Here is a 10,953-nt window from a genome sequence, read left to right as displayed (position 1 = left end):
GGCCGAGTGGATTTCGGGCCAGACCAAGGCGCGACGAGGGCGCGGTGCAGGCACCGTAACCGAGGAGCAACGCAGCGCTGGCTCGAAAGACACCGGCTCTTCCTTCCCCGCGCTTCAGCGCCTCTTCCCCACAACACCTCCTCTCCATTCTACCAGTGAATTCTGGAGGTTGGTATTATTGGTCGCTGCGAAGGGCTTTCGCCGGATCGAGGCGGGCCGCAAAAAGAGCCGGAATCATGGCCCCAAGCGTGCAGACCACTAAGGCGGAGAGAGCGATCAGAAACATATCCATCGCCATCAGCTTGGCGGGGATGCCCTCGTCCAGCCCGTAGACCTCGGCCGGAAAGGGATCGATTCCCAAGCGTTTGAGAAAATTCTGAATCCCCGGCAGATTGGCCACCGTCGCCTTCGCCAAAAGCGCCCCCATGGCCGCCCCCACCGCGCCCACCGCCACGCCCTGGGACAGGAAAACCCACACGATCTGCGACATGCGCGCGCCCAGGGCCTTCATGACCCCGATCTCCTTCCGCTTCTGGAACGTGGAGGTGAAAAGCGTGATCATGATGCAAAAGGCCGCCACGATGCAGATGAAAAACAGCAGCACATACATCATCGAGCGCTCCCGCCGAATGGCGCTGAACCAAAGATCGAATTTTTGGATCCACGAAGTCGCGTAAAGACCCTCTGGAAGCTGCTCTTGGAGCGCCAAAGCCGTCCGCTCGGCTCGGTAGGCATCCTTGGTTCGCAGGGCCACTCCATGGACCGAATCCCTGAGCGAATACAGCTCTTGCCCCACATGAATCGGCACCAGGACCGCTGGGCTCAAGGGTGTGCTCTTGAAAAGCCCGATCACCTCCAGCTCCTTGGGCAGCACGAGCGACTTCAGTTGAGCGAGCGCGTCTTCCTCCTCGGCCGGATCCGGCGGCGTGGCCAAGCGATCCAGCATCGCGAAAACCTCACGCGCCCTCGCCTTCTCAAAAGCCCGTTCCTCTCCCTCGACCGCCAGCGGGAAGTCCAGAAAATCGAGCAGCTCAAGGATCGCCTCTCGGTCCGACTTGCGAAGATCCTCACCCAATAGACGAATGAGAAGCGCCTCCATCTCCTGCGCCCGGACCTCAGGGAAAAGCAAACGCTCGCCCTCGGAGCGACCGTTCTCTGCAAACGTCTCCAAAAGGGATTGGGCCGACTCCGGCTGCAACTCCGCCAACGGAGGACGCTCCAGATCCGTGAACGCATCCAAGACATCGTTGAGATTGCCCGGCGAATAAATCGTGACCGTATCCCCCACGCGCACCCCCAAACTCTCAGCCAAAACCGAACCCATCAACATCGGCCCATCCGCCGAAGGATTCCCCAGCGCCTGGGCGAAATCGAAAGCCTGCCCCCCCATGGACTCCTCCAACTTCCGGCGCTGCTCTGGATCATCGTCCGTGATGGCCCGCATCAGATGGGCATCGCGGCGGCCGTTGAAATCCAGGAACACCTTGCCTTCCACGATGGGGTAGCTGGCCTCGACCGCCTCGGAAGCCCGCTCGCCCAAGGCCCCCACGCCCTTCCAATCGACAATCGGGAAGGCCCCCGCTTGCGGATCATACTTCGCTTCCAGCAAAATATGCGGCTCATACCCCAGAAGGCGCTCGGTCACCTCCTCCTCAAAGCCATGCATGACCGCGATCACCACCGTCATGATCCAGACCCCGAGCATCACCCCCACTACCGAAAAAACCGTCACCACCGAAACCACGCTGCGCTTGGGTCGCAGGTAGCGCAGGGCCAGAAAAAGGGAGAAAGGAGCGCGCATGCCGGAGGACCGCCACGGCCCGCGCCACCCTCTCGATTCCGAGAGAGGATGCAAGCAGCAAGCCTATCATGCCAAGCTGCCGAATTGGCTGGTAGAATGGCCGAGTGGATTTCGGGCCAGACCAAGGCGCGACGAGGGCGCGGTGCAGGCACCGTAACCAAGGAGCAATGCAGGGCTGGCTCGAAAGACACCGGCTCTCCCTTCCCCGCGCTTCAGCGCCTCTTCCCTACATCACCTTCCCTCCATTCTTCCAGTGAATTCTGGAGGTTGGTATCAGCCCCTCGGCAAAGCCGGGATTCTCGATTGCCTTGCGGGCAATCGCTCGTAGATCAAGGCCATGCCCAAGGCACCCCAAAACGCCATCCAGCCCACCCGCGCCGAAGACTTTCCGGAGTGGTACCAGCAGGTCATCAAGGCGGCCGACATGGCGGAGAACTCGGAGGTCCGCGGCTGCATGGTCATCAAGCCCTGGGGCTACGGCATCTGGGAACGCATGCAGCGCATCTTGGATGATCGCTTCAAGGCCACCGGCCACCAAAACGCCTACTTCCCCCTCCTCATCCCCCTGAGTTACCTTGAAAAAGAAGCCGAGCACGCCGAGGGCTTCGCGACCGAATGCGCCGTGGTGACCCATCACCGCTTGGAGGCGGAAAAACAGGAGGACGGCCGCACCAAAATGGTTCCCAGCGGCCAGCTGAGCGAGCCCTACATCATCCGCCCCACCTCCGAAACCGTCATCGGCGCCGCCTTCGCCCGCTGGACGCAGAGCTACCGGGACCTCCCTCTTCTCATCAATCAATGGGCCAACGTCATGCGCTGGGAAATGCGTCCTCGCCTCTTTCTCCGGACCGCTGAATTTCTCTGGCAAGAGGGCCACACCGCCCACGAAACCGAGGAGGAGGCTCTGGAAGAAACAGTCAAAATGCAAGGCGTCTACCAAGACTTCCTCCGCGAGCACCTGGCCATCCCAGTCATCGCGGGAGAAAAGACGGAAGCGGAACGCTTTCCCGGCGCGGAAATCACCCTGACCGTCGAAGCCATGGTGCAGGACAAGAAAGCCATCCAAGCCGGCACCTCCCACTTCCTCGGGCAAAACTTCGCGAAAGCGCAAGACATCCGCTTCGTCGGGCGGGACAACAGCTCCCAGCACGCCTGGACCACCAGTTGGGGCGTCTCCACCCGGATGATTGGCACCCTCATCATGGCCCATGGGGATGACGATGGCCTCCTCCTCCCGCCCTCGGTCGCCCCCACCCAAATCGTCCTCCTCCCCATCACCCCCAAACCGGAAAGCGCCCAAGCCATCCGGGAGGCCTGCGAGGCCCTCGCGGAAACGCTCCGTCTGGAATGTCGCTTTCGCCAAGAGCCAGTGCGGGTGGCGGTCGATGACCGGGATCTCCCCGGCGGGCAGAGGAAATGGGATTGGATCAAAAAAGGCGTCCCCCTCCGACTCGAAATCGGTCCGCGCGACCTCGAAAGCCGGAAAGTCTGCGTCAATCGACGCGACCAACCACCCGCCGAAAAATCCTTCATGGCTCGCGAAGACTTCCTCCGCCAAGCCGAAGAAATCCTGGAAGAAATCCACCAGAGTCTCCTGCAAAAGGCCACCACCTTCCGCGACGAAAATCTCCTCCGCCCGGAAAGCAGACAGGCCTTCGAGGCGAACTTCTCCCCGGGTGGGGAAGCGCAGTGGTGCCTTGTCCCCTGGGCCGGCCATCGCGAGGAAGAAGAAGCCTTGAGCAAAAAGCACAAAATCACCATCCGCTGCCTCCCGAAAGGCCCTCTCGGCCAAGCCCCGGACGGTGCCGCCTGCCTGCTGACCGGCCAGCCCGCCCAGCAGATGGCCCTCTTCGCCCGCGCCTACTAAAACCACGCCGCCCCATCAAATGAGAGCCGGGCCGCTTCTCCACACCTCTCCCTGCAAATCGAGCAGAAGAGCGGGCTCCTGGCATGCGGTCGCTCGCGGGAGTCTCTTGGAATTCTTGCCCGAGGAGGGGCGGCCATGATCGACGACTTGGAACGGGTCCAAGTCACCAGCGCCGAGCAACTGCGCACCTGGTTCGAAGCCCACCACGCCCAGCCGGAAAGCATCTGGCTGGTGACCTACAAAAAATGCCGGCCGGAAAAATACCTCCCTAACACTGAAATCGTGGATGCCTGCGTGGCCTTTGGATGGGTGGACGGTCGGCGCAAAGTGCTCGACGAAGAGCGGACCATGCAACTGCTCGCTCCCAGGAAGACGGACAAATGGTCCCAAAGCTACCAAGTCCGTTACCAACGACTCCTGAAAGAGGGCAAAATGCACTCGGCCGGACTGCGAGCGGTGCAAGCGGCCCAAGCGAGCGGCGGCTGGGAAGCCTTTCGGGAAGTGGACGCCTTGCGAGTCCCCCAGGATCTGGGGGAGGCCTTAAAGAAAGTCCCCCCAGCCCTCAAGCACTTCGAGGCCTTCCCACCCTCAGCCCGCCGGGACATCCTGCGTTGGATCGAACTAGCCAAGCGGAAAGAAACCCGAGCTCGGCGCATTCTAGAAACCGTCGCGAAAGCCGAGCGAAACGAGCGAGCCTCTGGGACGGGAGCGAAAAAATGATGGAGCTTATTTTGAGACGAGGAAAGAGGCAGGGGCTGCCACCAGCAAGCGAACCTTTGCTTGCCAAAACCAAGAAGGCAGCCACCTTCCCTCCCCAGTAGGAGAAAGTGAACCTCTTGGAAGGGTGGCTGAGTCCGGTCGAAGGCACTCGACTCGAAATCGAGCGTGGCAGCGATGTCACCGTGGGTTCGAATCCCACCCCTTCCGCCAGAATCCAGGGTCCCACAGGGGCCCTGGCTTCTGGCTTAACAGGGGTGGGCCGAGAGCCCTTGGGCAAAGCCCAACCAAGTTCGAGTGCCCCCTTGCGAAGCAAGTAACCTACAAAAGGGAACTCCGCAGGAGGAGTTCCCCCTGATGCTGGATTGAGAATCGTGCCCACCCTGCTACTCTCCTGGCATGTCGACCGACCGAACGCCTGTCTTGGCCTTTGCCGTCCTGCTGGGTAGCCTGGCCCTCTTTCGTCTGGCTGGTGCTTCTTTTCCGCTGGAGTGGGTCAATTTTTCGCCTTTTGCGGCCTGCCTCCTCCTGGGTGGCCGTTTCCTGCCTGGCCGAGCCTCCCTGACCTGGCTCTTGGCCGTGTTTTTCGTGACCGGGCTGGCTCTCAATCTCGCTTACGGGGGGCCTCTTTTTGCGTGGTCGGGCCTGGTGGCCTTGCTCGCCCTGGCGCTCGCTTGGCTGATAGGGCGGGCTCTTCAAAAGCGCCAGGCCGGCTTCCTGCTGACACTGGGAGGCAGCCTAGGTGCGGCCCTTCTTTTTTATCTTCTCACCAATGCCTTCTCTTGGCTGGGAAGCGACCTCTACCCCAAAAACCTGACCGGATTGCAAGAGGCCTTCTGGACGGGCCCGCCCGAGGCCGTGCTCCCCACTTGGTGGTTCTTCCGCAATTCCCTCATTGGAAACGTCTTGTTCACGACCGTCTATTGGTGGGGCGTCGTCCATTCTCCGGGGAAAGCTCGGGTCGCCAAGCTCGCCCGCGAGGCCACGGCCTCTCGACAGCCCTCCCCCTAGGTGGGCTCGATAAAATTCTACTGGCAGGCTCCCCTCTCCTCCCTAAAGATGCCGCGTCCCGCTCACTCGGGTCGCCAACTGTTTCCTCCTCGATTCCGTGCCCAAAAAGAAAGAAGATTTTTCCCAAGCTGAGATCAATCAATCCCTCTCCCCAGAGGACAAGATCGCCCTGCTCCGATTGATGTTCCGCATTCGCCGCTTCGAGCAGGTGGCGCTGAAATACTACAACGCGGGCAAGATGGGAGGCTTCCTCCACCTCTACATCGGACAGGAATCGGTCGCTGTGGGGACGATGTCCCTCTGCGGGGACCACGACCACGTCATCACCGCCTATCGCGACCACGGCCACGCCATCGCCGCCGGCATGGGCATGAACGAATGCATGGCCGAGCTCTATGGCAAGGCCACCGGTTGCTCCAAGGGCAAAGGGGGCTCCATGCACTTCTTCGCTCCCGAGAAAAATTATTGGGGCGGTCACGGCATCGTGGCCGGGCAAACACCACTCGGCCTCGGCCTCGGCTACGGCCTGAAATACCAGGGTCTGGAAGGGGCGGCCCTCTGCTACATGGGAGACGGCGCTGTCAACCAAGGCGCCTTCCACGAAAGCCTCAACCTGGCCGCCCTCTTTGAAATCCCTGTTATCTTCATCATCGAGAACAATGGCTATTCCATGGGCACGAGCCAAGTCCGCAGTTCCTCCTATCCCAAATTCCTGGCCAAGCGAGCCGAGGGCTACAACATGGCTTGGGACGTCGTGAATGGAGAGCATCTCTACGAAGTCCGGGCCAAAACCCAGATCGCCCTCGAGCGGGCTCGCAAGGAAAGCAAGCCGACGCTTCTCGAGATCGACACCTACCGCTACTACGGGCACTCCATCGCCGATGCCAATCACAAGAAGTATCGGGCCGCCGAAGAGATCAAAAAATACCAGGCCGAGCACGATCCCCTTCGTCACTGGCGACGCCAACTGGTCGCCGAGGGAGTCCTGACGGACGAGGAAGCGGAGGACATCGACACCGAGGCCAAAAAGGAAGCCAATGCCTCTCACGACTTCGCAGACAGCTCCGCCCCCCCCACCGTCGAGTCCATCATGGAAGACGTTTACTGGGAAACCGACAACCAGACCGAAGCCTCCCAGATCGGTCGCCACTTTTTCTGAGACCGCCTTTTTCGCTCCATCATGCGCACCATGCTATACCGCCACGCCCTTCGCGAAGGGCTCGACGAGGAACTCCAGCGGGACGAAAACGTCGTCATCATGGGCGAAGAGGTCGCTCAATACAATGGGGCCTACAAAGTCACCGAAGGCCTCTGGGAAAAATGGGGAGACAAGCGCATCGTGGACACCCCCATCTCGGAAGCCGGATTCATTGGCATGGGCATCGGTGCCTCCATGCTGGGCGTGCGCCCCGTCATGGAACTGATGTTCTGGAGCTTCCACAGCGTAGCTTTTGACCAACTCGTGAACAATGCCGCCTGCGTCCGCTACATGTCCGGCGGCCTCATCCATGTGCCCATCGTGGTGCGCGGGCCCGCCAATGGCGGCACCAATGTGGGGGCGACCCACTCCCACATCCCGGAAGGACTCTTCGCAGCCTTCCCGGGCTTAAAAGTCTGCGCCCCCGCCACCCCGGCCGATGCCAAGGGACTCATGAAAGCGGCCATCCGTGACAACGACCCCGTCTACGTCATGGAAAACACCCTTCTCTACGGAACCGAGGGCGAAGTCCCGGAGGCCGACGCAGGCGATCACCTCGTGCCGCTCGGAAAAGCGGAGGTAAAACGGGAGGGCAGCGATCTCTCCCTCATCGCCCATGGCCGCTCCGTCATCCAAGCACTGGAAGCAGCGCAAACCCTGGAGAGCGAACATGGCATCCAGGCCGAAGTGCTCGACCTCCGCTCCATCCGCCCGTTGGACGTGGACGCCATCCTCGAAACCGTCGCCAAAACCAATCGAGCCGTCCTGGTCGACGAAAGCAAAGGCTTTGGCGGCGTCTCCGCCATGGTGGCCACCCTCATCCAAGAAGAAGCCTTCGATCACTTGGACGCCCCCATCCTCCGGGTCACCACCGTGGACGCCCCCGCCATCTACTCGCCCTACGTCGAGAACGAGCAACTTCCAAACCCCAAGCGAATCGTCGAAAAGGTCCTTCAGATCGCCTGACAGGAACCCTCTCCTTTCGTCTTCCTCACCCAGCACCGCGACCCATGGCCACCTTCATCGAAATGCCCAAACTGAGCGACACCATGACCGAGGGCACCCTCCTCGCATGGCAAGTCGAGGAGGGAGACAAAGTGGAAATCGGCGACATCATCGCAGAAGTCGAAACCGACAAAGCCACTATGGAAATGGAGGCCTTCGACGAAGGCATCCTCGGAAAAATCTACGTCCAAGGCGGGGAGAAAGCACCGGTCGGCGCTGCCCTTGCCGTGCTGGTGGAAGAGGGAGAAGAAGCGCCCGCCAGCCCCGGCGCTGCTACCGCCGCCCCGCCCCAGGCGGAGGAAAAGAAAGAAGAGAGCTCCGCGGCCAGCGCCCCGGAAACGGAAGCCCCGAAACCGGCCAGCTCCTCCGGAGAAAAAATCAAATCCTCGCCCCTGGCCCGCAAAATCGCCGCCGAAAAAGGGATCGACCTCACGCAAGTCTCCGGCACCGGCCCGGGAGGACGCATCGTCAAAAAAGACGTGGAGAACTTCAAGCCCGCTCCGGCCGCCCGGGCCGGCAGCGCTCCTTCGGGCGGGGTCAGTGTGCAGCCCGGCGTCCTGCCGGTCGTCAAGGAAGGGGATGTGGTCGAGCCGAACAGCTCGCTCCGCGAAATCATCGCGCGCAACCTGGTGGGCTCCAAACAACAGGTCCCCCACTTCTACCTTCGACTCCAAGTCGACGCCGCCCCCCTCCTCAAAATCCGCAAAGAGATCAATGCCTCCCAAGAGGGCAAAGAGTCGCCTAACAAATACACTGTGAACGACTTCATCCTCATGGCGGTCATCAGCGCCCTGAAGGCCGTACCGGCCGTGAATGCCTCTTGGAACGGAGACTCCATCGTAAAGTTTGCCCAAATCGGCGTCTCTGTCGCGATCTCCGTCCCCGATGGCCTGGTGACCCCGGTCATCAAAGACGCCGGCAGCCAGTCCCTCTTGGGGATCAGCCAAGCCGTGAAAGACTTCGCCGTGCGGGCCAAGGAGGGCAAACTCAAGCCCAATGAGTATGACGGCGGCACCATCACCGTCAGCAACTTGGGCGCTTGGGGCATCGACCACTTCGACGCCATCATCAATCCGCCTCAAGCCTGCATCGTAAGCGTGGGCGCGGCCAAACAGGAACCGGTCGTGGAAAATGGCGAACTCCAAATCGGCACCCGGATGTGGCTCGGCTTAAGCGTCGACCACCGAGTCGTCGACGGAGCCCTCGCCGCCACCTTCATGGCCGAGCTCAAAAAGCGGATCGAGAAACCAGCCCTAATGCTCGTCTAGCGAGCGCCGTCCAGAGCATTTGCAAAGAGCTCGCCTTCACCCAAAGCTGCCGGATCCAGGGAGAGAACGTCCGCGCGCCTGAAACCTGAAACCTCCCCCTAAGACAACCCCAGCATCTGCTCCACCCTCGCCAGCTTCCCTTCTTGGTAGCCTGAGGGAAAATCGGGTCGCTTGATTTCCCAGCCTTCGGCTTCGGCCAGGGCAGCCAGTTTTTCGCTGGGGTGCACCACCACTCTATTTTCAGCGCAACGAAGGAGCGGGAGATCGTTGGCGCTGTCGGTGTAGGCCCAACTGTCTGGCAGCGCTTGGGGATCGGCCGGATCAAAGCCCGTCGGGAGAAAGGCTTTCATGGGAGGAAGCTTGGCCGCTCTCTTGTTATTGGGACCCTCTATTTCGGGCAGAAGGGGCATGGGGTCGCGCAGGCGCATGGGGGTGCTGACACATTCATCGAATTCCAGTTTGCGAGCGATGGCTTCGGCGTAGAGGCCGGGACTGGCCGTGTTCAGGATGAGCGTCCGTCCTTCGTAGCGGTGGCGGTCGATCTCCCGCAGCATCTCCGCGAAGCAGTGCCGCGGGATCAGCTCCTCCACAAACTCATCCACCAAGTCCCAGATGCGGTGGGCGGGGAGCTTCCAGAGAAAGGAGAAATAGAGACGCTTGAGACCGCGGGCCCCCACCAGGGGCACCAAAGGCAGGCCAAAGGCCACCAGGGCCAGGTGCCAACGACGACGCGGTTCCCGCCGGATCACCTGCTGGGCAAAAAGCATCTGGGTGTCCCCAGGGAGCAGGGTGCCATCGAGGTCGAAAAAGGCGTAGCCGGGCATGGAGTCAGGGAGGAAACACGAAAACGGCGGCCACGCGGGCCGCCGTTGCAAGAAAGATTTTCCTCAAGAAGGCGCGCTCAGGAGTAGCTCGCTTGCGCTCCCGCGAGATCGCGCTTGCCAATCCAAGGCATGAGCGCCCGCAAGCGCGTTCCCACCTCCTCGATGGGGTGAGCCGCTTCCTCTTCCCGGATCTGGGTGAAAGTGGGCTGGCCCGCCTCATTCTCGGCGATCCACTTTTTGGCGAAGGTCCCGTCCTGAATCTCCTTGAGGGCCAGGCGCATCTTGTCCTTCACGTCGTCGGTGATGATCTTGGGGCCCACCACCACGTCCCCCCACTCGGCTGTTTCCGAAATGGAGAAGCGCATGCCAGCGATGCCCGATTCATTCATGAGGTCTACGATCAGTTTCAGCTCGTGGAGACACTCGAAGTAGGCCATTTCCGGCTGGTAGCCTGCTTCCACCAGCACCTCAAAGCCCGCTTTCACGAGCGCGCTGGCCCCCCCGCAGAGCACCGTTTGCTCGCCGAAGAGATCGGTTTCGGTCTCCTCCTTGAAGGTCGTTTCGAAGACCCCGCCCTTGGTTCCCCCAATGCCCTTGGCCCAAGCGAGAGCGATCTCGCGCGCCTTGCCGTTCACGTCTTGGTGAATGGCGATCAAGCTGGGCACGCCCTTACCCTCCTGGTATTGGCTGCGGACGGTGTGCCCGGGGCCCTTCGGCGCCACCATGATGACATTGACATCCTTGGGCGGCACGATGGTTTCGAAGTGGACGGCAAAACCGTGGGAAAAAAGAAGCGTCTTGTTGCTATCGAGATTGGGAGCGATGTCGGCTCCATAGACTTTCGGAATGGCCGTGTCCGGCACCGCCACCATCACGACATCGGCCGCTTTGACCGCCTCCGCGCTCAGCATGACCTGAAAGCCCAGCTTTTCGGCTGGCTCCCAAGACTTGCTGCCCTCATAAAGGCCGATCACGACTTGGACGCCACTTTCCTTGAGATTGAGGGCGTGAGCGTGGCCCTGGGATCCGAAGCCGATGACGGCGCAAGTCTTGCCTTCGAGCACTTTGAGATCTGCGTCACTATCCGTGTAAATTTTCGCTGCCATGATGGGGAATCCCCGTTTTTTCGGGGGCGAAAGGGGTAGCGGGGATTGCGCTGGGGGTCAACTTGGAAAAGCGGGAAGACCCCAGCCCTTATACCAAGCTGCCGAATTGGCTGGTAGAATGGCCGAGTGGATTTCGGGCCAGACCAAGGCGCGACG

The 10,953-nt window shown here is 61.2% G+C and carries 9 protein-coding genes and 1 tRNA gene; 7 read left to right on the top strand and 3 right to left on the bottom strand.

All coding sequences use genetic code 11. The features are described from left to right. Nucleotides 1–175: 175 nt before the first annotated feature. Complete coding sequence (locus AAF555_11570) at nt 176–1,801, bottom strand: FtsX-like permease family protein (GenBank protein MEM6912203.1); 1,626 nt, start codon at nt 1,799–1,801, stop codon at nt 176–178. 337 nt (nt 1,802–2,138) lie between these two features. On the opposite strand from AAF555_11570, the gene proS reads away from it, so the two are divergent. The 7 genes from proS to AAF555_11535 all read left to right on the top strand — a co-directional run bounded on the left by proS (nt 2,139) and on the right by AAF555_11535 (nt 8,867). Beyond that, complete coding sequence (gene proS / locus AAF555_11565; GenBank protein MEM6912202.1) at nt 2,139–3,668, top strand: proline--tRNA ligase; 1,530 nt, start codon at nt 2,139–2,141, stop codon at nt 3,666–3,668. A 135-nt stretch (nt 3,669–3,803) separates the two neighbouring features. Continuing rightward, nucleotides 3,804–4,388, top strand: coding sequence for a YdeI/OmpD-associated family protein (locus AAF555_11560; GenBank protein MEM6912201.1), 585 nt, complete (start codon nt 3,804–3,806; stop codon nt 4,386–4,388). A 118-nt stretch (nt 4,389–4,506) separates the two neighbouring features. Then, nucleotides 4,507–4,598, top strand: a tRNA-Ser gene (locus AAF555_11555). A gap of 186 nt (nt 4,599–4,784) precedes the next feature. Continuing rightward, nucleotides 4,785–5,396 carry a DUF6580 family putative transport protein gene (locus AAF555_11550; GenBank protein MEM6912200.1) on the top strand — a complete coding sequence of 204 codons (612 nt, stop codon included), beginning with the start codon at nt 4,785–4,787 and terminating at the stop codon, nt 5,394–5,396. A gap of 97 nt (nt 5,397–5,493) precedes the next feature. Then, nucleotides 5,494–6,555 carry a thiamine pyrophosphate-dependent enzyme gene (locus AAF555_11545; protein ID MEM6912199.1) on the top strand — a complete coding sequence of 354 codons (1,062 nt, stop codon included), beginning with the start codon at nt 5,494–5,496 and terminating at the stop codon, nt 6,553–6,555. A gap of 21 nt (nt 6,556–6,576) precedes the next feature. Then, nucleotides 6,577–7,560, top strand: a complete 984-nt coding sequence (locus tag AAF555_11540) for an alpha-ketoacid dehydrogenase subunit beta (protein ID MEM6912198.1) — start codon at nt 6,577–6,579, stop codon at nt 7,558–7,560. Nucleotides 7,561–7,604: 44 nt separating this feature from the next. Beyond that, nucleotides 7,605–8,867: a pyruvate dehydrogenase complex dihydrolipoamide acetyltransferase gene (locus tag AAF555_11535; GenBank protein MEM6912197.1), complete on the top strand. Its 1,263-nt coding sequence runs from the start codon at nt 7,605–7,607 to the stop codon at nt 8,865–8,867. Nucleotides 8,868–8,965: 98 nt separating this feature from the next. On the opposite strand, the gene AAF555_11530 is transcribed toward AAF555_11535, so the two are convergent. Both AAF555_11530 and ilvC read right to left on the bottom strand, forming a co-directional pair. After that, the gene (locus AAF555_11530; GenBank protein MEM6912196.1) at nt 8,966–9,691 is read right to left on the bottom strand and encodes an HAD-IB family phosphatase; all 726 of its coding nucleotides are present in this window, start codon (nt 9,689–9,691) and stop codon (nt 8,966–8,968) included. Between the two features lie 77 nt (nt 9,692–9,768). Then, on the bottom strand, nt 9,769–10,797 hold the full coding sequence (gene ilvC / locus AAF555_11525; GenBank protein MEM6912195.1) for a ketol-acid reductoisomerase: 1,029 nt from the start codon (nt 10,795–10,797) through the stop codon (nt 9,769–9,771). Between the last annotated feature and the right edge of the window lie 156 nt (nt 10,798–10,953).

The organism is Verrucomicrobiota bacterium (assembly GCA_039027815.1).
In the GTDB taxonomy this organism is placed as follows: domain Bacteria; phylum Verrucomicrobiota; class Verrucomicrobiia; order Verrucomicrobiales; family JBCCJK01; genus JBCCJK01.
The sequence above is the reverse complement of the archived record's forward strand: the minus strand, read 5'-3'. Positions and strand labels throughout refer to the sequence as shown.

What these genes read in the sequence shown, in the direction of transcription:
- AAF555_11570 (MEM6912203.1), bottom strand. Translation starts at nt 1,801, where the DNA reads ATGCGCGCTCCTTTCTCCCTTTTTCTGGCCCTGCGCTACCTGCGACCC.
- proS (MEM6912202.1), top strand. Translation starts at nt 2,139, where the DNA reads ATGCCCAAGGCACCCCAAAACGCCATCCAGCCCACCCGCGCCGAAGAC.
- AAF555_11560 (MEM6912201.1), top strand. Translation starts at nt 3,804, where the DNA reads ATGATCGACGACTTGGAACGGGTCCAAGTCACCAGCGCCGAGCAACTG.
- AAF555_11550 (MEM6912200.1), top strand. Translation starts at nt 4,785, where the DNA reads ATGTCGACCGACCGAACGCCTGTCTTGGCCTTTGCCGTCCTGCTGGGT.
- AAF555_11540 (MEM6912198.1), top strand. Translation starts at nt 6,577, where the DNA reads ATGCGCACCATGCTATACCGCCACGCCCTTCGCGAAGGGCTCGACGAG.
- AAF555_11535 (MEM6912197.1), top strand. Translation starts at nt 7,605, where the DNA reads ATGGCCACCTTCATCGAAATGCCCAAACTGAGCGACACCATGACCGAG.
- AAF555_11530 (MEM6912196.1), bottom strand. Translation starts at nt 9,691, where the DNA reads ATGCCCGGCTACGCCTTTTTCGACCTCGATGGCACCCTGCTCCCTGGG.
- ilvC (MEM6912195.1), bottom strand. Translation starts at nt 10,797, where the DNA reads ATGGCAGCGAAAATTTACACGGATAGTGACGCAGATCTCAAAGTGCTC.